The sequence below is a fragment of the Pseudoxanthomonas sp. USHLN014 genome, assembly GCF_037153335.1.
Lineage (GTDB): Bacteria > Pseudomonadota > Gammaproteobacteria > Xanthomonadales > Xanthomonadaceae > Pseudoxanthomonas_A > Pseudoxanthomonas_A winnipegensis.
Genome location: NZ_JBBCKO010000006.1, coordinates 34,787 through 55,897 on the forward strand (window position 1 = coordinate 34,787; position 21,111 = coordinate 55,897).

A 21,111-nucleotide genomic window follows, 5' to 3' on the forward strand; every position below is an offset into this window, starting at 1 on the left:
TGGGACACCGCCGCTGAAAACGTCATGGCTTGGAGGAAGCCGGCGCGGCCGCCGGTGCGGTCGTCGCAGCGGGCGCGGCGGAAGCCGACGTCACCGTGATCCTGTTGCCTACGACCGACACCGCGATCCCGCGTGGACCGTATGCACTGGTCAGCTGCGCGGCCGCATCGCGGATATCGGTGGTGTCGATCTGCGAGACCGGGCCATACAGGGTGAAATCCGAGCCGAAGCGATAGTCCAGCTGCATGCCGCTGTCCTTGGCCCAACGGGTGAGCATGGTCTTCAGGGTGCCGTCCATCGGCGAGGCCTGGAAGATGTAGGTACTCGACAGCGGGATCTCGATCGGCGTCTCGGAGTAGTTGTTGATCGGACGCCACTTGCCACTGAAGTCAGGCGCCGGCGTTGTGCCGCATCCGACGAGCAGCGCGCTCGACACGACCAGCATCGAAGAAAGTTTGACGATGTTCCGCTGCAACACGGCAACTCCTGTAAAGGGCAATCCGGACAAGGCGCACAAGAAACGACGCGCCATCCGCACTCTGGAATGACGATCGATCGTTTCTAGTATCTGAAGATGACAGTGCGTCGCGCCTGACCGATACGATCAACGCGACGCCATTGTTCGACTGGCCTGTCGATGCGACTGTGCGCACAACCTGCGCGTTGCGCTCTTAGCGCTGAAGAATCTCCTGACATCCCTTGTCCGCCCCCTTGTTCGACAACCGCCGCGGCAAGCAACACCGCGGCCACCACCACCTGGAAGGACTCCGCTCCAGGTGCCCCGTGCAGTAAAGCTAACGTGCACCTGACGGGTGCGTCAAGGATTCAGCACAGCTTCATCTGTCCTTCACAAGCCATAACGGAACGCGATGCGCGCATCAAACTGTGATGCGCTCCACATCCACTTTGTCCATCACGCGCGCAGTGAAGTAGCGCTCCTTGTAGTACTTGATCTTCTCGCACTTGACCGGATGCGCGATGCCTTCGTACAGGAAGACCTCCTGATCGAATCCCATCGCCTTGAGTTCCTGCGGCAGCATCAGCGCGCGCCGCTCCTCCGAAACGCTGCGCGTCACTTCACGCCCGCGGGTGATGTTGCGCCGCTTGAAGGTGGTGTAGCCCAGCATCTCCGAGTAATCGTTGGCGTCCTGCTGCTCGCGCGGCGCGTAGATGATCTGCAACGCATGGTTGGTGATGATGGTGCGCGAGACGTCCTTGCCATAGGCCGCATCCAGCTGCGCCATCGACTGGATGATCGGCAGCAGGCGGATGTTGTAGCCGGCCATGTACGACACGGCGGAGGCGATGATGTCGACCTTGCCGATCGCCGTGAACTCGTCCATCAGCAGCAGGCACTGGTACTTGAGCTCGGGGTTGTTCTGCGGCAACTCGCGGGTGTTGAGATTGATGATCTGGCTGAAGAACAGATTCACGATCAGTCGGCTCTCGGCCAGCTTGTTGGGCTGGATGCCGACATAGATGCTCATCTTCTTCTTACGCAGGTCGGTGAGCAGGAAGTCGTCCCCGGACGTGGCTGCATCCAGCACCGGATTGATCCAGGCATTCAACGGCTCCTTCAGCGTGCCCATGATCGAGGCGAAGGTCTCATCCGCCTGCGACAGCAGGTTGGAGAAAGCCGAGCGCGCGTTGTCGCTGAGGAACTTGCGCGAGGCCAGGCCGCGCAGATAGGCCTTCAGATCCGTGCCATCGCCCGAGGACAGGCGATAGATGCGCCCCAGCGTCGGCGGGCCGGAAGAGAACGGGAAGCCTGTGGCGACTTCGTCGTCATGATTCTCGAACAGGAACAGCGCGAAGGCCATGAAGGCGTTGCGTGCCTGGCTGACCCAGAACTTCTGCTCGTCCGCGCCATCGGGATACAGCATGGCCGCGATGCTCATCAGATCGGACACGCGGAAGGCCGGGTCGCGCGAGACGTAGGTCAGCGGATTCCAGCGATGGGTGCGGCGATCTTCGGCGAAGGGGTTGAATAGGTAGACCTCGTGCCCCTGCGACCTGCGCCAGCCGCTGGTCAGCTCGAAGTTCTCCTGTTTGATGTCCAGCACCACGACCGACTCGGCGTAATCGAGCAGGTTGGGAATCACGATGCCCACGCCCTTGCCCGAACGCGTGGGCGCGGCCAGGATCACGAACTGCTGCCCCGGCAAGCGCACCAGCTTGCCGCCGAACTTGCCGACGATGATGCCGGTGTTCGAGGGCTGCAGCATCTTGTGCTTGTTCAGGTCGCCGGCATTGGCGAAGCGCGCATCGCCATGCAGCGACTGCCGCTTTCCCTTGAACAGCAGCGCCAGGATCAGGACATACACGATCAGCACCGCGCCGAAACCGATCCAGCCGGCCGCCTTGATCTTGCCCGCGTAAGGCCGATAGCGCGCATCACCCAGCGCCTGGATGTACTCGACATACGTGTTCCAGTGCAGCGGCGCATGCACCTTGAGCAGCGCCATCGTCACATAGCCGGACAGGTACAGCCCCGCCGCCGCGGCCAGCACCGTCAACACGACGGCCAACCCAAGTTTCCCCTTGCTCAAGCGCACTCCTCCTTGAAGCCGCGCCCGCGCGCGGCGCGAATCATCAACGGATCAATCGGGCCGTCTTGGGCCGCACCGACTTGCGCCGGCGCGGACGCGCATCGTCGGCGCGGATCGGCTGCTCGTCCTCGATAAGTTGTTCCATGTACAGGCGTGCCTGCTCCAGCGAGGTCTCCTCGCGCAGCTTGGCGCCCGAGTCGGTCACCACCGCGTAACCGATCACCTCGTCCGGCGCATAGGCCGGGTCCGCATCGCGCGTGATGGCGACGACCTGATAGCCGTGCTTCTGCAGGAGGGTGTGGCGGTATTCCATCCCTGGCGCTCCTCGAAGGTCCGAGAGCGCGATCCTAAGCGATCCCGGCGTGACGAGGCCACCTTCGCCCCCCAGGGCCTTAGGTCGCGGCAGGCTGCGCATCGCCCAGGCGGACGCCCCAGGATCGGCATACCTTCATCTGGCAACCTGGCGCCAGACATGAAAAAACCGGGCGCTGCCCGGTCCGTTTCATCTTCACCAGCCTGCCCCTGGCAGGAGGTGGTGGGCGGTACAGGGTTCGAACCTGTGACCCCTACCATGTCAAGGTCACGGAAGATCAAGAAGATCAATGACTAAGGTGATCCAGCGCGATCAATCGTGGTCTTGCTGGCTCAACGACTTAGCGCGTCTGTGGGGTCAGTTTGGGGTCACCCTTCTCACCCCCTGCGACCGCCCCGCGTACCCTGCCCCGCATGGGCCGAAGATCCAGACCAGACCAGCCACCGTGGATCAAGGGCGCGCCCGCCGTGTGCGACGCCTGCGGCCGCCGGTGTATCACGCTGGACCAAGCCGGCATCCCCTGCTACCACTGCCGCGAGGGCGTCTTCCTGCCCCGCGAGGCCTGGGACTTCTGGGCCTGCCCGGGGTGCAACCTGCAGGACCCGTTCTGCCCGGAGTGCCACGGTCATGGCTGGGTCGCCGTCCCGCGCGAGATGCTGGCGTCCGAGGCCGAGGCGATCCTGCGCCGGCTGCCAGATCGCTATGTCAGGCGCGGGGAGCCGGTGCCGGCAGTGATCGCTGAGCGGGCTATAGCTTGGATCGATCAGCCATCCGGCCAGCCGAACTCGGCTGCCTGCGGCAGCAGCGCTAGCACCTGATCCACAGTCGTGACGCCTGCGGGTGGATCAGCAAGCAGCTCATAGCCACGGGTGTACACGGCATCGCGCCAGTCGCTCGCGGCGCGCGCCTCGGCGGCGAAGGTTTCATTGCTACTGCCGATGTAGCTCACGCAGGACACGATGTTGGTATAGCGACGCGCTTGGACTGTTTTGTCGAGCAACTGGTCGATGGCCTTTTCAACCTGTTGCTCCAGCGTCGGCCCGGTGTCGATCGCCGGCTCGGGCGTGTTGCCCGCAGCCAGCCACTCCTCGTAGTCGTCCCACCAGTGGTGGCCGCGGGGGATAGAGGTGCCATCCTCCAGGCGGATAACGGTGTCGGGATCTTCTGTTAATCGATACATGCTCATAGCTCCGCGTCTGCTGTCCAATTGAAGGCGGCCAACAAGGATTGGTTCGCAGCGCCTGTCCATGCCAAAGCTGGATCGCAAAAGAATCCATCATGGCGAGCACCGCTTACGCTAGTTGCAGAATTAGCGGCCTGCCACGCGCCTGCGCCTACGTTAAATAGGTTGGCTGCCGAGGCGCTACCGGTTGAGCTCGTGGAATCCCTGTAGATAGTGACAGCTGCCGGGGCCCGTTTTGTCACCTTGTAGGGGACCCACAGGCGAGAAACCGTACTTGAAAAGGCGCTCGAAATGTATTGAGGAGAATTAACGTTAGCGGCTGGGGCCGTTTCGGCCAAAAAGCTCTTCTCGTAGTATCGCTGGCACAGCAACAGCTCAAGAGCGTGCGGGCGGAAATCGAAATCGGTAGCCGCCTGCCCGCCTTCTACTTGCAACCCGGTGAAATTGAACGTGCCGCTCTGGAAGCCGATAGCCCCTGAGTTGGCGTTGTAGTTGCTACCCGCCGAAAGATAGAAAACCACCTGTAGGCGGCTGGTACTGTCGAAAGATGCCGTCACCAACGGCACATCGAAGACCAGCGTGTACCGCGTGGGCACAGTTGTGAGAGAGATAACCTGGGGTGTAAGGTAGTTGGGGGACGCGCCACCGCCGAATCCTTGATATAGCTGCACACCAACGTTCTTTGGGGCGTCGGCCCACATCAGAATGCTCAGTGCAGCTTTACCGCCAGATAATGTCTTAACTCCTTCGATGGGGTAGGAGACAACCTGCCGCGTTGCCGCACCAGAGCCAGCACTAACTTGCGCCGAGAAATAAGACTTGAAGGGACTTAACGCGGCGTTGGCGTTGGTTGGAACGTCCACTCGCGATATCGCAATCGAGCCTGAATCGTCAGATCGGGCGAAGAAGCGGTCAGCTGTATAGCCACGCTGATTTGCGCCGAAATTGAAATTAGTTCCCCGCTGCCAAATATCCAATGTACCGTTGATGATGCGATTTCTGCCCATCAGCGATGCGATCAGGTCCTGCGTGATCTGATCGCCTGGCTCGAACTCCTGGAAGCCCGTTGCTGCGCCGCCCGACTTGGTGAATTTCAGCGGGTACTGGATGGTCATCGCTTAGACCTGCACTGGAATGTTGGAAGCGTTTCCGTTGCGCAGCTTTGCCGGCACGGTGTTGTCGCTGTTGAGGGGGATCGGTGATGCAGTGCCCGCGCGCAGGTAGGCCGGCACCTTACGTGGGATGTTGAGTTGGGAGGCGGGCACCTTGCCGTCCGCGCCGAGCGTAGCTAGGCCATTGGGCTGGCCCTTCTGTAGCGCGATGCGCGCATCGGCGCGCGCGTTGGTGAACCACTGGTTCGTTGGAGAACCGCTCTCTGGCAGGTCGTCAGTGACCGCAGCGACCTGCCCGCTTGTGCGTCCCTTCGCGTCGCGCGTCGTCTTGTAGATCGCAGTCCCGGTGCCGCTGTTTGCGAGGTCGGCTAGTGAAATCGTGGGGAGCCCCGCAGCTGCCGTGCCGTTCGCCACGTCGATCTGTCCGGTGGTGCCGGTGATGGTTGCGGACCGTGTGCCGAGGACTCGACCCTTGGCGTCGCGCGTGATCGCCAACAAGGCGCCCGCGCCGCTATTGGCTAGGTCGGCTAGACCGTAGGTGGTTACTCCCGTTGTGCCGTCAACCGCTTTCGTCAGGTCGGCGGTAACGGAGAAGCCGTCTGCGAGCGAGTACCACGCCCGCGTGCCATCTGGTCCGGTTCCGTAGTACCACGTATTACCTGGGGCGTCGCTGTCACCTTCCAAGGTGATCTGGATGATTCCTGGAGGCGCGCCATAAGTGATGATCGAGCCGACGCCCTGGATCGTGCCGCCACTCCCTCCATTACCCTCGAGCGCCTCAACCCGCGCTGCCAGGTCGTCCAACTGCTGTTGCTGCGCGGGTGTCAGTCCGGCGCTGTCACGCAACTCGAGGAAGTAGGTGTACCACTCGCGCGTTGGCCGGCCAGACTGGTCGGCGATGGCGGATTGCGCCCTGGGGAGCGCCGCACTGGGCACGATTACGCCTTGCGTCCGAACGCAACCCAATCGAAGGGCAGCGCATTGATGAAGCTCGCGTTGGACTGTCCGAAGTCATCTGAGTCGAATTGCACGGTAAAGCCGGTGGCGCTCTTGGCCGTAATCGCCGGCACGCCGATCTGGCCGCCAGAGGTGTGGCTTGCGTTGCGCGGGACGACCTCGACGATGAAGGGCGCTGAGTCGTAAGGCGTCGTAAAGGTCACGTTCGCTGATGTTTGACGGAAGCCGGATGATGGAGCGCTGGCGTTTCCGTACTGGATCAGTAGGGTCCCGATCTTGTCAGAGCTGGAGCTGTTGACGATTGGCAGCGCCGGGATCGTTGGCAGCGTCTGCCAGATCAGGTTGCTGCCGTCAGTGCCTAGAACCTTGCCGGCCGAACCGGTCGGATCCGGGGGCTGCAAGACGCTCTGCCAGAGCAGGTTGGCGCCGTCATTGGTCAGGAACTTGCCGTTGTCCAGGGCCGGGATAGCCGCGCCAGAACCCTGCCCTGAGTCGAAGTCCCGCGTCCAGATCGAGGTGCCGTCAGCGTCCTTGAGCACCACCGTATAGGCGCCATCACACCAGATATTGGTATTCGTCCGGCCAGAGCTGTCCAGTAGCACTGGATTGGTGTTCGCGACCGCCAGGTCCGAGTCGGACCACGTGCCCTTCGGCGTCGTAGTGCCTTGCGCGTAGAACGTCAGGCTGCCGCCGGCCGCCGGTTGCAGGCCTAAAAGGTCGAAGAAGACCGGCGCGGGGTTATAGAACCTGAAGGACATGGGATCTCCAGAAAAAGCAAACCCCGCCGGAGCGGGGTAGGATGGGCGAATCTGAGGGAGGCGCTATGGAACTTGGCTATGCCATTGCCGCTGTTTTGACGCCAATCGCGGCAGCGGGATGGGTAAAACTACGACTGCGCGGGATCGCGAAAGCTGAGGCGAAGCACCAAGCTGCCTACGAGCGCGCGCTTGGCAAGCACCTGCTACGGCACCTTTTCCCTTTGGGAGGCGGCAGCGGCGACGGGAGCGGCTCCAGCGGCAGCAGGGGCGGCAAGCCGAGCTAGCGCGTTAAGCGCAGGCACTGGGCTCGTAGTCGCCGCCAGGCGCGCGAGCGCATTGCTGTTCAATGCCCGGCCGACCGTGGCCCCACCCAGCAGCAGTCCAGCGAGACCGGGAAGGCCACCCGCAGTTGCCCCGCCCAACCCAAGAAGATTGGTGGCGACCAGCCTCCCGGCAGTCCCGCTATCCGGCACGGGGTTCTTCATGACAGTCTGACCAAGGCGCGCCAGATCGCGCATTTCCGCTGTGCTGCCATTCCGCACTAGCGGCCACAGGGCCGAGGGCTTCACGTCGCCCCCAGCGCCGGCAACCTGCCTCAGGGCCTTCTCGACCGTCCTGAAGTTCGCCCACTGACTGCGCAGCTGCTTCAGGGCGGCAGAATCGTTCGGCCCGACCGCCTCGGCGGCGATGTCGTCCAGCTGCCGCCGCAGTTCGCCAACGGCCTGGCCGACCTTATCCGGCCCCTCTGCCTTCATGATCTGGGTGCGGAGCGCTTGGTACTTTTGGCCGGTCAGAACGCCTGACTGATTCAGCTCCTGAAGGATGTCGTCGAACTGGTTGGCTACAACGCTGGCCTCGTCCTTCGTTAGACGGCGTCCGGTGGTGTTCACCACGTCGGCGAGCTTGGTGATGGCCTCAGGGCCGAGAGGAATGTCATTCCGTCCGTAGATGTCCTCGAACCGCTGGCTCAAACGCTGGCGAGCGCCCCGCATGACCTCGTCGCCAAGTTGGTCAGCCTCGGCCCCAAAGGTGCGCCCTGCCGCCCGGTTGAAAGCAGCCTGCTGGCTCTGTGCCGCTTTCCCGGCGCCCGAGAACGGGAGATATTGCGCCATGCTCGCCATCGCCTTGACCGGCGCCGATTCCGAGATCTGCGATAGGTGCAGCGGGATTCCCTGCTCCTGCGCGACCTGGATGGCCCGTTGTCGGATGGGATCGACAGATGCAAGTGCCCGCTGCCCCATGGCGCCCAGGGCGCTACCGACAGCCTGTCCTGCGCCGCCAAGAGCAGCCCCGATGAGCGCGTTCTGGCCTCGGCTATCGCCGGTTGCCACGGGCTGCATAGCTGACAACGCCCCGCCTGTGGCAGCTGAGGCGCCGATCCTGCCGGCAGTTCCAAGGCTGCGTGCAGCGACGCCGGCCTCACCCGCCGGTAGCAAGGTGAGTGCAACGTTCCCCGCCATGTTGCCTGTCAGGCCCGCACCCGTTCGCATCAACGGCGCATCAAGCCGCTTCGCCTCATCGATGTCGGACTGCACGCGCTGGCCGTACTGAACAGCGGGAACGAGGACGCTCTGACCAACCGTGTCGGCTAGGCCATCTAGGCCGATGGAGCGCAGAGAGTCCGAAAGCGAGGAAGCGCCAGAGGTGGCGCCCATCGCGCCAAGCTGCCTGATGCCATTGAACGTGTCGTTGAATGCCTTGCCAGCGCCGGCACGGACGCGTTCACTCGTGGTCATCGAGTCAGTGGGGTTCGGCACCGGCTCAGTGGCCGAATCGCCACCAGGCCGCGCGTACCTCTCCCACGGCTTGGGCGTATCCTCGGCGGGGACATACTGGGCGGCCTGGGCGTTGTGCAGCTCCTTGGCGTAAGCCGTCGCGTGTTCTGGCGTGTCGAACACGCCCAGATTCCGGCCGGTGCGCCGGTACAGGTCGATGGCCTCCTCATTGCTGAGGATTCGGCCATCTTCGCTCACGGTGGGCAGCAACACCTCGCGTCCGTCGAAGTTGGCGGACATGGAGCGAACTGTGGAAATTGTGCCATCTGCGTTGTGCACGACTGGACGCGCGTTGAGGTCGATGTTTCCCGCCTCAAGCAGCCCGGGGACAGACGCAGGGCCTTGCGGCGCCGCCTGCTGCTGGTACTTCTCCCACGGCCCAGGCATCAAAGCTTCTCCCAGCTGCGCGCGTCGGCGGGGTCGCCGCCCTTAAAGCGGTAGCCACCTTCTACTTGACCGGGTTGTGGGGCGGTTGGTACGCCTCGGCTAACCGGATCTACTCGCTGTTGGCCGCTACCGGCGTACTTTTGGTTTAGCTGCCTAATCGTCCTCAGTGCGGCTTGACGCGTGGCTACAGGAACCTGAGGATTGGCCAGGTCGCCCGCCATCTGCTGATAAAGCTGCACATCGCGGTCAGACTGCGGGCCTTGCATGCGTGGCATCTTTGAGGTGAGCTGGCCGGCGATTGTCTGGAGTTGAGCTGTTGCCTGCGCGCCAGGCGTCGAAACACCGAACATCGCTGCGGCAGCGTCGCCCAATTGACCAGCACGGCCGCCAGTGGCGCCTGGCAGAAGCTGTTCCGCCTGATCGAGCAACGAGAGCGTGTCGCGCGCGTCGCGAGCGCGCGTCTGCTGCTGCTCCTGCTGCTCGGCTGCAAGCTTCGTCGCTGCCTGGGCCTGCGCAGTTCCGCCGGCCTGGCGGATAGCTGCATCGGTCCGCATGCCAAGCTCTTGGGGTAGGTACTGGAGTTGCACCGACTGCTTAGCGGCTTCGGTCGCCGCGGCCTGTTGTTCTTGCGGGCGCCCGGCGAACGGATTGTTGCCCATGCTCTGGGCGCCGCGCGCAGCGGCCATCTGCAGCACAGAGTCGATAGCGCTCTGAGGCAGGTTCGCTGCTTGCATTGCAGAAATCGTGTTCGCAAGCTCTTGCTGCGTCTCCGGCGGCAGTCCGTCGATGCTGATCTTGACCGCCGATTCACCCTGACCGGCTGTAGCAGGCTTGTTGAACGTGCCATAGCTGGTGCCGCTGCCGACTATCTGAGACCCGATTCCCCTAGGGTCGGTAGCCACGAGCACTTCTCGACCGTCGATGTTCATCTTCTGATAGCCGATGGCGGCGGACGATTGCCGTGCCTCCTGACCAAGCGCGATCTTGGCTGCGTTCTGGTACTCCGGCGTGCCCGGCTGCAGTCCGGCGGCTGCTGCCTTCATCTGGAACTCGCGGAATCCGGTAGGCGCTCCCGCCTTGAACGTGGGGTCCAGCTGCTCGGTCTGCGCCAGAAACGCCTGGACGCCGGCCATCTCCTGCTGTGGGTCCATGTCCAGCGGGTAGGACGTGCCCGGCTTTAGCGTGTCCATGAAGGGCTTGATGGTCTGGCGGGCAGCGTTGATCTGGGTTGGGTTGCCGGACTGCAAGGCCTGCTGCAGGTACTTGGCCGCGCCGCGCGCCTTGAGTGCCAAGTTGTCCCCCGCGCCGGCGTAGGACTGGGCGGCCTGGGGGTCTACAGCAGCGGCCTGCGCGTAGGCTGCAGGGTCGCCCGCAATGACCTGCGGCGCCAACTGCGTCAACATGTTCTGGTTGCGCTGCTGCCGCTGCTGAGAGGTGATCGCATCGCCTGCCTGAAAACCGCCGATGAAGTCGGAAAGGGCGTTTGCCATCAGGAGTAACCTCCGAAGTTGTAGAGGCGTCCGCTATTCCAGCCGGCGACATTGGGGTTGAATGAGCCGTAATTGCCAGTAGAGGCGGCTGTTGCGGGCGCGTCGTAGCTGCTGGTCCGGGTGTTCCCGTAGCTGCTCAGCAGGTTGGAGCCAACACCAGAAAGCAGGCCGACGAGGGCATTGCTGTTTGACGCGTTGTTCTGGGCAGTTGCAGCCGTCTGGTTGGCATAGGTGTTGTTGACCCCCGCCAGGGCGCTAGCGGCGGACTGCCCTAGCCCGGCCAGCCCAGCGATCTTGTTGTAATAGTTGTTGTACTGCTGGGAGGCCAGGCCCTGGGAGTACTTCAGCACGTCGGCCGTCTGGCCGCCCGAGTAGAGAGAGCCACGGGCAGCCGCGCTGCGGTCAAGAGCCTGCAATCCCTGCTGCTGGGTCCACTGGTAGTCCGGCGATTCCCGGAAGCTGCTGTAGTTGCCCGAATTAAGCTGCCCAAGCTGGGTCAGTGCATTGGTGCCCGCATCCATGTAGGGCTGCAGGTTCTGCGAATTGGAAATGTAGGCTTGATCGTAGGCGCCCTGGGACTTGCTGTTCGCCTTCTTGTTGTTCTTGCTGGACATGTAGCCACCAACCGCGGTGATGGCCGCCCCCGCTACTGCGCCCCAAGACATGGCTTTTCTCCTGCGGTAAGTGCCGGGTCTTCCGGCTCGATGAACTTGGATTCGATAGACGCCACGTCCGTGAGCCTTGTTGGATGGACGTTGAGCCAGATGACATCGGTGTGCGCAAAGCCGGCCTTCTTGCAGCCAGGCGGCGAAGTGAAAATCGCGGGCGCACTCAAGCGCTGCATCCCGGTCGGCGTGGTAACCGTGATCTCGCCCTGGACGAGGACGTTTAGGGTAGAGAAGCGATGCACTTTCCCCGTCAGAACAGTTCCCGCTGGGATGTGCATGGCTCGGCCGTAGATGCCGTCTGCGAAGTGGTGATCAACCGGGCACTCTTGGGCCGGCAGCAAGCGGAGCGCATCCTCTAGCTGCTGCAATTCCTCTCGGCTTGGCTGCTTATCGGACGCGCGCGCTACCGCCTGCCCCGGCTCGGTCAGAGCGGGCAGAAAATCCGCAAGTTCAATCATTCAGCCGCCCGTAGGCTCGATGTAGGCCACAGCGCCGTAAAGGTCTCGCTTCACAGGGCTAGCAATGCGGATGCGGAACACCCAGTTACGCCCTGATCCAAAGCGGTTAGCGCGGATCCGGTGCTGATACTCACCTAGCTCGCCCAAGCTGTAGGCACGCCAGTTCGACCAGTTATGGCCTCCATCCTTGGAGTAGCAGATTTCAACTTTGCGGTTGCTCACAAGGCAGCTACCTTTCAGTTGTCAGAGTCGAGCGGCTTGTATCCTGCAATCGGATACTGGATCTGGCTTGCCAAGGTTCGGATCGGGCATGGGATGTCGCTTTGGGAATTCCCCCCGGCGATGTGCCAGACCAGCCCGCTCTCATCGACCGCGACTTGCCCGCGCAGTGCGCCGTTGCAGTAATAGGTCAGCGTCATCGCATCCAGATCAAGGCAGATTCCGACGACATCGCCAGCCAAGAACCACTCCCCAGCGCCGTGGAGGTCCGGGTATGAGGCGCTACCGTTCTTCCAAAACTGAGTACTCTCGGTGCGGCCGGCGTAACTGTTGGCGGATGACTCAATGGCGAGACGGCCATTCACCATGGGCACGGCCGAATCGACGATTCCGTAGAGTAGTGATAGATCAGTCGCGGGCACGACGATTTCCACCTGCCATTTGCCGAAAGATTTCCCCGATACGCTTCTGGCCATGCAGACGTCTTCGAAATCCGCGCTCAGTAGGAGCGATCCATCAGCGTCGAAGGTTGCGTGACTGCTCGCTGTAAGGCGCTCCCATCCCAGGTAGGTTTCAGCCGGGGCTACTGTTTCCTCGGTGCCCATGCCCATGAGAAGTTCGAGGTAGTTGACGTTGATGCGGTTCTGGTTGTCGTGAACTACGCCCGAGACGCGCTCGGAGACCAGAGGCTGGTCGCCTTCGAGCATGTAGTCCCAATCCACGGCCCAGAGGCGGCCGTCCTGGAAGTCGCCGCCGATCCACATGTTGTTCCAGCGGACCAAGGTGTTCAGACGCCAGCGGCGAAGTCCGTAGGACTCGCGGCGGTGCCAGAGCTTGGTCACCACGTCGTACCCCCACGTGTGCCCGTCAGGGAAGGTGATGTAGTAGACCTTGTGTTTGCCGTCTTCCCACTTGAAGGCGAAGGCCTGAGACCAGTTGTTGCCCTTGATCGCGGTCTGGATGACGCCCGTGGAGATCGGGATGGCGTTATAGCCGTCCAGGCGGTAGATCACGCCATCGTCGCCCAGCCACATGATGCTGTTGTCCAGCTTCACGACGGTTTGACCGCTTGCGCAGCCGCGCTCCACGAGGATGCGCTTGTTCTGGAAGGTGCCGGTCTCCGCACCGACGTTGCTGAAGAACTCGATGGTCGTCTGGTTGAAAACGACCACTTCGAACTGGCTCACCGTCAGCGTGACGATCTTATCCGGCGATGCCTCCGATTCCATTCGGTCCAGGGAGCTGTAGGACAGTGCGTCGGCCAGATCGCTGAAGAACCAATAGCGCCCGAACGGCTCCACCTGCAGTAGGTAGCTGTCCAGATACGCCGCAGCCTTGGCGCCTGGGTACGCATCGTCAGAAATGACGCTGAACGTGCCCGTCGCCGTGTTGTAGACGTAGCCGCTCGACTGTCCGGTGACGATGAGCAGCTGATTGCCGTTGGTGATTTGGTTGTACGCCATCGACACCCGGCCTACACCCGGGACGGTGCCACACAACGTGCTGGTGCCATCGGCCTTGACCTGGCGTAGCTCGTTCCCAGCCACAACGAACAGCGCGCCCTCGACGTTGATCGCTCCGCGGACTGGGTTGCTCCCGAGCTTCGCGAACTGCCTCAGCCCGGGCGGCGACGCCAGCTTGAACGGCGTGCGCGTTCCGGCAGCCTCGGGCAGTTCCGGCAGCCAGTTGACCGTATCCTGCGTGGAATACGGCAGGCTGCTGTCTTTGTAGTAGCCGCCTAGCAGGTCAATCGGCTTGAACTGCATTAGAAGTCGTACCCGTCGCTACGGATGTTGTAACGCGAGCGCCAACCCGGAATACCGCGCGGCATCTCCATGGGGTTGGCTGCGAACACAGCCGCGAGGACGTCAGCCTTCAGCCTTCGTGCTTGATCCACCACGTCAGGCTCAAGCGCCTGGCCATAGCGAGGGCGAAGCTTGACCGCCAGGTTGTAGATCAATGCCTCGTCCGCCTCGGGGGCTGACGCGAGGTCATCGTCCGGGTTGGCAACCGGCGTCCATCCGATCGTGTAGCCGCCTGCCTCCCAGGTCTTGGCCATCATGTTGAGCACAGAGATGCCGGTCGCCATGTCTTCGGCCTCAGGGGCTTCCGATGCGTCCGTGACGCGCAGAAGCGCAAGGGCGCTGCCGACGATTTCCGCAACCTTGGTCATCTCTGACTCCAAAAAGTAAGGGGCGACCCGAAGGCCGCCCCTGTTCCACTTCCGCGCTGTCGATCACTTCTTCTGCTTGTCGGCCTTGGCCTGCTCAGACGCCACCGTCTTCGCATCCTTGGCATCAAGCTTCTCCTGCCTGGCTCGGTTGGCCTTGAGGACTTCGGCAGCGGCATCAGCGGCCGACACCTCGTCGTCTGGAACTTCGGGGTTCCATTCCTCACCGTTGGAACGGGGGAACTTCGGGAACTCCCAGCCATCAGCCAGTGCATCCTCGACCTCATCGCCCGGGAACAGGCGGACCTCGTCGTCCTTGTGGAGGTACTTCGCATGCTTGTACTCAGCCATGTCGTCCTCCTTATGCCGTGGTCTTGATCAGACCGATGGAAGCCAGGGCGGTCGCAAGCTGAGCCGCGGTCACGGAAGCAAGACTCAGAGCGGCCGGCTGCACGGCCGGGGTCGCGCCGTAGAACCCGATCTTGGAGTCCGAGTTCCGACCCACGAGCGTGCCGTCAGGGGTCTCGGTTGCCGCGGCGGCGACGGTGTCGGTAGAAAGTGCCATGGTGTTACCTCCTTAGAAGTTGGTCGGATCGTTCGGGATGACGACGCCGAACTCAGGACGAAGGACCGCCGAACCCCACAGGATGTCAACGCGGTTCAGGAACTGATCGTTGATGGTGTCGAAGTCGCGGATCATGCGCAGGCTCAGACCGTCGAAGTTCATCCGGCTGGCATCCTTATTCTCCGGCAGCGGCAGATCCACCGTTGCGACGGTAACGAAGTCACGGGCAAAGCCCAGGTTGACGCCCGTCTGCGCGGTTGCGCCCAGCACTGCCACAGCCGCCGCCGAAGCCGGAGAAGCAGTCACGTTCTGCTCGGGGCCGCTCGTGACAATGGCCGGGGCGATCTGCAGGTTGCCGGCGCCTCCTGCGTAGTTAGCGGTGACCACAAAGGTCTGCAGAACGCCGGTCGAGACCTTAGTGGCCGGGTTCACCGCGTACACGCCAGCGAAGGTGACGTGCTGACCCGCAACCAAGGTGCCGGTGCCGGTGTTCACAGCGATTGAGTTGCCGGTCTGGTTCGCGCCGTTGACCTGATAGGTCCCCGGGATCGCCGAGGTGCCGTAGGCCTGTGCCGGCATGTTGGTGGTCTCGAACCAGTCGAAACCCGCCGCACGCGCCATGAGGCCATCTTCGTACTGATCGGCCAGTCGGTCCTGGGCGTTGAAGAAGCCCTTGAGCTGATCAACCACCTGGACCGTACCGCTGGTGTTGGTCACCATGTAGCGGCGGGTTGGGGCCAGGTTGTCGGTCAGAACCTTGTTAGCGCGCAGAGCTTCCGAGAAGTCCAGTTTGCCATCAGCGTTGCTGACGAAGTTGGCTGCATACGGCAGCGCTCGCTGCAACACAGTCTGCTCGATACGCGATGCCAGGTCGGCAATCGGCTGGTCCAGATAGCGAGCACTGAAGTCGTCGATCTTCAGCGCCATGTCCGAGCTGTTCCACACCAGATCGATACCGGTCTGGTCGGAGATGGTCAGCGGGACGGTCTTGTCCACCATGTTCGACGCATCCATGATCCGCCCGTTGCGGATCTTGGCGTGCGTCGGCACGCGGATATTGACGGTGTCACCGATCTTGGCACCGGTGACGGCGAACTCGCTCTTGTATTCCATGTTGATCTTGCGCAGAAAGGTCAACTTCTGGCGCAGGACCGACAGGATCTCGCGAGTGATCTGCTGGGTAGTGAGAAACTGATTTGCCACGATTTGGGTTCCTTATCGAAGCCCTCGCGACAAGCGCTCTTTGCGTCGTGCTGCGTCGTACTCGGCCATGGACATGTCATCCAGCGACTTCACAACCGCAGGCGACCCGGAGAGCGTTGTCACCGGGGGCGGGGCTTTGGTCACGGTTTTGGGAGTTGGCTGACGCGGCGCTTCGGGCGCTGGCGTGGACAGGCTTGCTTCAATGCGGCCAATGGCCCGGCCGATGCCGGCGGGGCTCATCTCCGCGATGCGCTGGGCCTCTTGCGGGTTCTTGCCGAGGTAGTAGGCAACGGCGGCCGGGTTGTCCGCCTCGCTGATGACTTCGGCCATTTCGACCGAGATCGGCAGCAGTGGGTTGCTGATGACTTCGTGGAAGTCAGGGTTGGACTCAACGAAGGCGACCGCGCTTTCCTGAAACTTGCGCTGCCGCTCGCGCTCGGCCTCTTGCTTCTTGGCCGCTGCGCTCGCCTTATCGTCCTGCCCCTTTCTCCACTCGTACCAAGCCCGGTTGTACTTGCCTAAGTCGAACTCGAAATCCTCCGGCTTAGGCTCGTCGTCTACGGCCTGCTCGTCTCGCTGCTGGGTGGGTGCAGGCTGCTGATTGCGCAGTGCCTGTTCCCGCCAGTAGTCCCGCTCACGCTTCGCGTCTTCACGCGCCTTGGTCAACTCGTCGATGCGCTTTCCAACGCCTTTGTTCTTGCGCTGGGCGGTCGCGTCATCCGCTTCCGAAGCTGCCGATCCTTCGGGTTCGTTCTGCTCTTCGTGCTCTTCGTCGGGCTGCTGCTCGGCGGCTTCCTTCTCCGCCTGCTTTTGCTCTTCGGCCTTCACGTTTCGCGCGGCAATTCCCGCATCGAGGTGGCTGTTATCCACCGGCTGCGGCTTCTCTTTCTGCTCAGTCATTTGCGCCTCTTGGCGGTTTTAGCCCGGCATGCCGGCCGGTGCGGTTGGGCCCAAGCCCTGGTCGCCGCCCACAAAAAAGCCGCCTTGCGGCGGCTGGTCTGTGGGCATTGGAATTTGGTCTGGCGGTGGAGCTGGAGGCGGCATGTTGAGCAACATGTGTTGTGCCATAAGCTGCTGCTGAAGCTGCATGTTCTCCAGCTCCTTGCCCTGCGCCTGCGCGCCATACAGCGCGGCGTGCGCATCGTTCTTCTTCGCGTCAGTGATGTCCTTCGGATTGGGCTGCGGCGGAGCGGGCGGTTGGTCACCGTCCTCAGGCTCAAGCAGGCCGGCCTGGACGAGCACCTTGCGAGACGCCTTCCTGACCTCATCCAGTCCCGGGGCATCAAGTGCCTTGAGATATCCGTACTTGGCAATCATCCCGATGGGCGACGGGTCGTTGGACAGCTGCATGAGCGCGTCCGCCGCTTCCATACGCTGTGTGGTGTAGCTGGGCCCCACATCCACGGCGATATCGAATCGGCCGCGCGACATGTCGTACAGCGTGACCTGTCGGCCCGTCTGCTGGTCGATCACAGCGTGGTTGACGCGGATGACCTTCTCAGCGCCATCCTCGCCAAGGATGCGGATCTGACGCTCGGTGTCATAGATCTTGCCCAGCAGGTCGTTGACGATCTCGAAGTCGTACTTCTTCGCGTAGGCCAGGTTGTCCATGTAGTCGAAGTTGGCGACATCGCCCTCTCGCTGCCGGGCCACGATGGCCTTGCCGCTCGTCTCGTTCGATCGCTGCCCCAAACTGGCGTCGTAGATTCCGGTCGCCGCCTTGATGTCGTCGCTGCTGATCGCGGCGGCCTGGGCCAGTGCCACCGGGAACTGCGCCGTTGGCTCCCGGGAGGGCTTGCCTCCGCCCGGCAGAGCGGGATCGGCCTTGTACAGGAGCACAGGCGGCCTGGAGGTCTTGAGGTTGTTCCACTGGGGTTCGTAGCCTGCCACCGATTCAGCCGCGGCCATGAACGGGCTGTAGGGCTGGTCTGCCAGGACCTCGATGAACGTAGAGCGCTCGTAGTTGTACATGCGCTGCGGGTCCTTGCCGAAGCGGACCGCGCCGAAGAACTTCTCCTTGCCCTTGATCTCCAGGATCTCACCCCACACCGGCACCAGCGGGATGAACCGGCCAGCCCATTCGGTTGGGCCTTCCAGGATCTCAGCCCCCGAGACGACGCACTGCCACACCTTGATCCGCTCGGCGTTGCGCTTGCGCTGGACCACGATGCCCTGCTGGGCCAGCTCGTCCTGCACGCCCATAAGTTCAGCCTCGTCGTAGGACGAGCCGTCCGACATCAGCACGAGCGTGTAGGTCTCCTTGGTCTTGTACCAATACTCGGAGACGGTGACCTCCTGCTCGCCGAACCACTGGCGCTGCGTGTCGTCGCACTCCTCGACCGACACCAGTTCTGCATCCGGCCACTTCTCGCGGAACGCGGAACGCGCCCACTGGCAGTCCACGAAGGCATAGCGAGCGTCCCGGCGGTCCTTGGCCTTGGCCGAAGGGTCGAACACGACCGAAAAGGGATTGGCGATCTCCTCCCGCTTGATGACCATGTCGAAGCCGCCGTCATCCTCGTAGCTGTAGTTGACGCGCCACACCCCGTATCCGCCACCCACCGCGAACTGGAAGGCTGTGTCACAGGCCCGCTCAGCCTCGCTGACTTGATCGATGCTGCGGATCAAGCCCTGGCGGATCTCGGCCAGATCAGAATCGCTATCCTCCACCGCCCTCACCTTCGCCTGCGGCCTGTTCTGGCGCTGGTCGTTGGTAATCTGCTTCATGGCCTGGCGAAGCTTGTTGACCGTGTACATGGGCCGGCCCGTGCGAGTGCTGGCCATCCACTGATCCCACTGCGTATCAGGCGCGAAGGCGAACTCCATGTCCTCTTCAGCCAACTGGTACTGCTCGCGCCAGTAGTCGCGGGCATGCTGGTGCCGTGCCAGCATCTCCTTGTGCAGCTCGTCCTTGTCTACGCCAGAACGCTTAGTGGCATACCCCGGATCGTCAGGGGTGTTCGTGTAGTCAGCCATCAAGCAAATTCCGAGGAGAAGTTGAGGCGGACAGGTTTGGGTGCATTCCGGTCACCTGCCGCGTGGTCCACGGCCATCAGGCCGAAGGCATCCGCCGCATGGCTTGCCCAGTCATGGTTGGGGCCGAAGCCGATGTTCCGCTGGTCGTCGCGCTTCTCGTGATACCAGCCCAGCGCATCGCGCCCGGATTCGGTGGTCTTCTCGTTGAACCAGATCGAAGGGAACAGCCGGCGTGTCGCCTCAATGCGGTTCATCGCAGCGCCTGCGCCCATGTTCGGCACCACGCGCACCTGGAAGCCCGCGGCCTTCAGCGAGGACTCGTAGCTGACCTTAAACACCTTGTCGTGGTTGGCGCCGTCGTGCGGGAGGATGCATGCCGCCGCCTCATAACCGCTCCTGCGCAGCCATTCGACGTGGACTGCCAGTTCCTGGCCGATTGCCTCGTAGTAGTCCAGCACCCGCACCACCTGGCCGACGAACTGGACGATCCAGATAGCGCAGGCGTCGGCCTTGGCGCCGGTTCCACCGATGTCCCAGTAAGCGCGGGTCGTCATCAGCGGGTCACGGGCCAGGTCACCGATGCGAGCGCCCTTCTTGGCATCCGAAAGCGCCTTGGCGTAGTACGCGCCGGAGACCGCCGTCAGATATTCGCCGTCCCAAATGTGCGGGTACTGGTCCGGGCGCTCTTCCTGATCGCTCAGGCGCTTGCGCTCCAGAAGCGCCGGGAACCTCGGGTTGTCCCGATAGTTGAGTTCGACCACCTTGACCAGCGGATTGCCCGTCTGACGGAACCGCTCGACCGGGGCGGACTTACGAGCCGGGTTCCACGTAACCCACGTCTCCGCGTTCCAGTCGTCGCCCTCTTCGCGCAGGGTCGGGATGAGCGTGTCCCACGCATAGGCTGTGACCGGCTCGGCCTCATCCACCCAGCACAGCAGAATGCGGCCCTTGGACTTCACCGACCCGATGTTGCGGTCCAGGCCAGCAAAGGAGAACCACACGTTGCCGTCACGGCTCTTGACGAACTTTTCGCCGACGGACCAGTAGGCCGATAGCGCCGGCTCGTCCTCAATCGCCCGCTTGACCTCTTCCAGCGATGAATCGTCCAGCGAGTTCATGAACTGGCGGGCGCAGAGGATCTGGCCCTTGATACCGGCCTGTCCGAAGCGCATGCCTTGCACAGCGGCCATCTTGGCGAACGATCGCGTCTTGCCCGAGCCACGACCGCCGTAAGCGCCGCGCACGTCAGCCCGCCCCTGGAAGACTGGAATCAGCTTCGGGGGAAGGGCAATCTGCAGCTGGCTCATTCGAGCGGGACGAGCTTGATCGAGGTGATGGTTTCGACGGGACCCCCGTTGGGGCCAGTCAGCTCGGTGGTGCTCTTGTCGCCGTACTTCTTGGGCTTCAGCTTGGAGGCGACCCACTTTCGGGTATCGACGCGCAGCCGGTTGCGGGCAACGGCGGTGGCGTCAAAGATCACCTCCGTGTTGCCATCATCGTCATCGGCCTTGGTTCCATGCTTGTCGGCCCGCACCATCGTGACCTGTTCATCTGCGATGGCGACCATTTCGTCGGCGAACGACTCAGCCTGCTCTTCCCTCGCGCGCGCATATTGGTCGCTGAACTCCTGGTGCTTTCCAAGCCAGCGGAAGACAGTGGCCTTGTTAGGCATGTCTTCGCCAGCACAGATATCCCTCAAGGACTCACCGTCCGCGATGCGCTCGCAGATGGCGTCTGCCACCTCTTGGCTGTAGTCGCTGGGGCGTCCGCCTGGCATTACACGCTCACCGTCAGAATGCTAGGTCCAGTCACCCAGCCAGGATTGACCAGATAAGGCGCCGGCTGGACCCGGATGACGTGCCAAGCTGAATAGACCTCGCCGTTGTCCAGGGTGGCGTCCACGCGGATGCGGCAGCGGCCGGAGTACTGAGCGGTAATCGTCACCTGCACCTCGCGCCCATTGATCTGGGGCTGCGCCAGGTAGCAGTTGATCGTGTCCCAGGTCTGCCAGGTAGCCGACACGATCGAGCGGCCCACAGGGATGGCGCTATTGAAGTTGGTGACCAAGCAGCGCTTCTCGGCTGCGTACAGGTTCGACCGGAACACCCGGTCGCGCTGGTGCGCTGACACGTAATTCCGGGTTGCGCGGCCGATCTCTTCGCAGGTACTCACCTGTTAGCCTCGCTCAACCTGGGGGCCTGTAACCTCTGCATCGCGCAACCAAGCAAGTAGTGGGTGGTCGGGCCGTCCGCATGACCAAACCCAAAAACCTCGAATGAGTCGCCGGAGGTCAGCACGACAGATTCAACAACCTCCCCGTACTTCCCG

At 62.7% G+C, this 21,111-nt stretch carries 21 protein-coding genes; all 21 read right to left on the reverse strand.

Annotated elements, in window-relative coordinates; all coding sequences use genetic code 11:
• Positions 1 to 22 precede the first annotated feature (22 nt).
• Positions 23 to 445, reverse strand: coding sequence for a hypothetical protein (locus WFQ05_RS11940; protein ID WP_337054184.1), 423 nt, complete (start codon positions 443 to 445; stop codon positions 23 to 25).
• A 433-nt stretch (positions 446 to 878) separates the two neighbouring features.
• Positions 879 to 2,549: a type IV secretory system conjugative DNA transfer family protein gene (locus WFQ05_RS11945; protein WP_337053980.1), complete on the reverse strand. Its 1,671-nt coding sequence runs from the start codon at positions 2,547 to 2,549 to the stop codon at positions 879 to 881.
• Positions 2,550 to 2,592: 43 nt separating this feature from the next.
• Positions 2,593 to 2,862: a hypothetical protein gene (locus WFQ05_RS11950; RefSeq protein WP_234852596.1), complete on the reverse strand. Its 270-nt coding sequence runs from the start codon at positions 2,860 to 2,862 to the stop codon at positions 2,593 to 2,595.
• A 763-nt stretch (positions 2,863 to 3,625) separates the two neighbouring features.
• Positions 3,626 to 4,048, reverse strand: a complete 423-nt coding sequence (locus tag WFQ05_RS11955; protein ID WP_337053981.1) for a hypothetical protein — start codon at positions 4,046 to 4,048, stop codon at positions 3,626 to 3,628.
• A complete protein-coding gene (locus tag WFQ05_RS11960) occupies positions 4,045 to 5,160 on the reverse strand; it encodes a hypothetical protein (protein WP_337053982.1) in 1,116 nt (371 codons plus the stop codon). Before WFQ05_RS11960 ends, WFQ05_RS11955 begins: the two co-directional genes overlap by 4 nt.
• A gap of 3 nt (positions 5,161 to 5,163) precedes the next feature.
• Positions 5,164 to 6,093, reverse strand: a complete 930-nt coding sequence (locus WFQ05_RS11965; protein ID WP_337053984.1) for a hypothetical protein — start codon at positions 6,091 to 6,093, stop codon at positions 5,164 to 5,166.
• A gap of 2 nt (positions 6,094 to 6,095) precedes the next feature.
• Entirely contained in the window at positions 6,096 to 6,872 is a 777-nt protein-coding gene (locus WFQ05_RS11970) for a hypothetical protein (protein WP_337053985.1), read from the reverse strand.
• A gap of 203 nt (positions 6,873 to 7,075) precedes the next feature.
• On the reverse strand, positions 7,076 to 8,887 hold the full coding sequence (locus WFQ05_RS11975) for a hypothetical protein (RefSeq protein ID WP_337053987.1): 1,812 nt from the start codon (positions 8,885 to 8,887) through the stop codon (positions 7,076 to 7,078).
• A 146-nt stretch (positions 8,888 to 9,033) separates the two neighbouring features.
• Positions 9,034 to 10,524 (reverse strand): hypothetical protein, encoded by a 1,491-nt coding sequence (locus tag WFQ05_RS11980; protein ID WP_337053988.1) that lies wholly within the window; start codon positions 10,522 to 10,524, stop codon positions 9,034 to 9,036.
• Positions 10,524 to 11,138, reverse strand: a complete 615-nt coding sequence (locus WFQ05_RS11985) for a hypothetical protein (RefSeq protein WP_337053991.1) — start codon at positions 11,136 to 11,138, stop codon at positions 10,524 to 10,526. Before WFQ05_RS11985 ends, WFQ05_RS11980 begins: the two co-directional genes overlap by 1 nt.
• Positions 11,139 to 11,170: 32 nt before the next feature.
• Positions 11,171 to 11,650, reverse strand: a complete 480-nt coding sequence (locus tag WFQ05_RS11990) for a hypothetical protein (RefSeq protein ID WP_337053992.1) — start codon at positions 11,648 to 11,650, stop codon at positions 11,171 to 11,173.
• Between the two features lie 236 nt (positions 11,651 to 11,886).
• Complete coding sequence (locus WFQ05_RS11995; protein ID WP_337053993.1) at positions 11,887 to 13,635, reverse strand: packaged DNA stabilization protein; 1,749 nt, start codon at positions 13,633 to 13,635, stop codon at positions 11,887 to 11,889.
• A complete protein-coding gene (locus WFQ05_RS12000; RefSeq protein ID WP_337053994.1) occupies positions 13,635 to 14,042 on the reverse strand; it encodes a hypothetical protein in 408 nt (135 codons plus the stop codon). Before WFQ05_RS12000 ends, WFQ05_RS11995 begins: the two co-directional genes overlap by 1 nt.
• Before the next feature lie 63 nt (positions 14,043 to 14,105).
• Entirely contained in the window at positions 14,106 to 14,390 is a 285-nt protein-coding gene (locus WFQ05_RS12005; protein WP_337053995.1) for a hypothetical protein, read from the reverse strand.
• A 10-nt stretch (positions 14,391 to 14,400) separates the two neighbouring features.
• Positions 14,401 to 14,604 (reverse strand): hypothetical protein, encoded by a 204-nt coding sequence (locus WFQ05_RS12010; protein WP_337053996.1) that lies wholly within the window; start codon positions 14,602 to 14,604, stop codon positions 14,401 to 14,403.
• A gap of 12 nt (positions 14,605 to 14,616) precedes the next feature.
• Complete coding sequence (locus WFQ05_RS12015; RefSeq protein ID WP_337053997.1) at positions 14,617 to 15,807, reverse strand: P22 phage major capsid protein family protein; 1,191 nt, start codon at positions 15,805 to 15,807, stop codon at positions 14,617 to 14,619.
• A 12-nt stretch (positions 15,808 to 15,819) separates the two neighbouring features.
• Positions 15,820 to 16,707: a hypothetical protein gene (locus tag WFQ05_RS12020; RefSeq protein ID WP_337053998.1), complete on the reverse strand. Its 888-nt coding sequence runs from the start codon at positions 16,705 to 16,707 to the stop codon at positions 15,820 to 15,822.
• Between the two features lie 18 nt (positions 16,708 to 16,725).
• Positions 16,726 to 18,783 carry a portal protein gene (locus WFQ05_RS12025; RefSeq protein WP_337053999.1) on the reverse strand — a complete coding sequence of 686 codons (2,058 nt, stop codon included), beginning with the start codon at positions 18,781 to 18,783 and terminating at the stop codon, positions 16,726 to 16,728.
• Positions 18,783 to 20,090, reverse strand: a complete 1,308-nt coding sequence (locus tag WFQ05_RS12030; RefSeq protein ID WP_337054000.1) for a phage terminase large subunit — start codon at positions 20,088 to 20,090, stop codon at positions 18,783 to 18,785. Before WFQ05_RS12030 ends, WFQ05_RS12025 begins: the two co-directional genes overlap by 1 nt.
• The gene (locus WFQ05_RS12035) at positions 20,087 to 20,524 is read right to left on the reverse strand and encodes a terminase small subunit protein (RefSeq protein ID WP_337054002.1); all 438 of its coding nucleotides are present in this window, start codon (positions 20,522 to 20,524) and stop codon (positions 20,087 to 20,089) included. The genes WFQ05_RS12030 and WFQ05_RS12035 overlap by 4 nt, the downstream gene beginning before the upstream one ends.
• A 35-nt stretch (positions 20,525 to 20,559) precedes the next feature.
• Positions 20,560 to 20,913, reverse strand: coding sequence for a hypothetical protein (locus tag WFQ05_RS12040; RefSeq protein WP_337054003.1), 354 nt, complete (start codon positions 20,911 to 20,913; stop codon positions 20,560 to 20,562).
• Positions 20,914 to 21,111 lie beyond the last annotated feature (198 nt).

What these genes read in the sequence shown, in the direction of transcription:
- WFQ05_RS11980 (WP_337053988.1), bottom strand. Translation starts at nt 10,524, where the DNA reads ATGGCAAACGCCCTTTCCGACTTCATCGGCGGTTTTCAGGCAGGCGAT.
- WFQ05_RS11975 (WP_337053987.1), bottom strand. Translation starts at nt 8,887, where the DNA reads ATGTCCGCCAACTTCGACGGACGCGAGGTGTTGCTGCCCACCGTGAGC.
- WFQ05_RS12020 (WP_337053998.1), bottom strand. Translation starts at nt 16,707, where the DNA reads ATGACTGAGCAGAAAGAGAAGCCGCAGCCGGTGGATAACAGCCACCTC.
- WFQ05_RS11990 (WP_337053992.1), bottom strand. Translation starts at nt 11,650, where the DNA reads ATGATTGAACTTGCGGATTTTCTGCCCGCTCTGACCGAGCCGGGGCAG.
- WFQ05_RS11960 (WP_337053982.1), bottom strand. Translation starts at nt 5,160, where the DNA reads ATGACCATCCAGTACCCGCTGAAATTCACCAAGTCGGGCGGCGCAGCA.
- WFQ05_RS11985 (WP_337053991.1), bottom strand. Translation starts at nt 11,138, where the DNA reads ATGTCCAGCAAGAACAACAAGAAGGCGAACAGCAAGTCCCAGGGCGCC.
- WFQ05_RS12025 (WP_337053999.1), bottom strand. Translation starts at nt 18,783, where the DNA reads ATGGCTGACTACACGAACACCCCTGACGATCCGGGGTATGCCACTAAG.
- WFQ05_RS11995 (WP_337053993.1), bottom strand. Translation starts at nt 13,635, where the DNA reads ATGCAGTTCAAGCCGATTGACCTGCTAGGCGGCTACTACAAAGACAGC.
- WFQ05_RS12005 (WP_337053995.1), bottom strand. Translation starts at nt 14,390, where the DNA reads ATGGCTGAGTACAAGCATGCGAAGTACCTCCACAAGGACGACGAGGTC.
- WFQ05_RS11955 (WP_337053981.1), bottom strand. Translation starts at nt 4,048, where the DNA reads ATGAGCATGTATCGATTAACAGAAGATCCCGACACCGTTATCCGCCTG.
- WFQ05_RS11970 (WP_337053985.1), bottom strand. Translation starts at nt 6,872, where the DNA reads ATGTCCTTCAGGTTCTATAACCCCGCGCCGGTCTTCTTCGACCTTTTA.
- WFQ05_RS12030 (WP_337054000.1), bottom strand. Translation starts at nt 20,090, where the DNA reads ATGAGCCAGCTGCAGATTGCCCTTCCCCCGAAGCTGATTCCAGTCTTC.
- WFQ05_RS11940 (WP_337054184.1), bottom strand. Translation starts at nt 445, where the DNA reads ATGCTGGTCGTGTCGAGCGCGCTGCTCGTCGGATGCGGCACAACGCCG.
- WFQ05_RS12010 (WP_337053996.1), bottom strand. Translation starts at nt 14,604, where the DNA reads ATGGCACTTTCTACCGACACCGTCGCCGCCGCGGCAACCGAGACCCCT.
- WFQ05_RS12000 (WP_337053994.1), bottom strand. Translation starts at nt 14,042, where the DNA reads ATGACCAAGGTTGCGGAAATCGTCGGCAGCGCCCTTGCGCTTCTGCGC.
- WFQ05_RS11950 (WP_234852596.1), bottom strand. Translation starts at nt 2,862, where the DNA reads ATGGAATACCGCCACACCCTCCTGCAGAAGCACGGCTATCAGGTCGTC.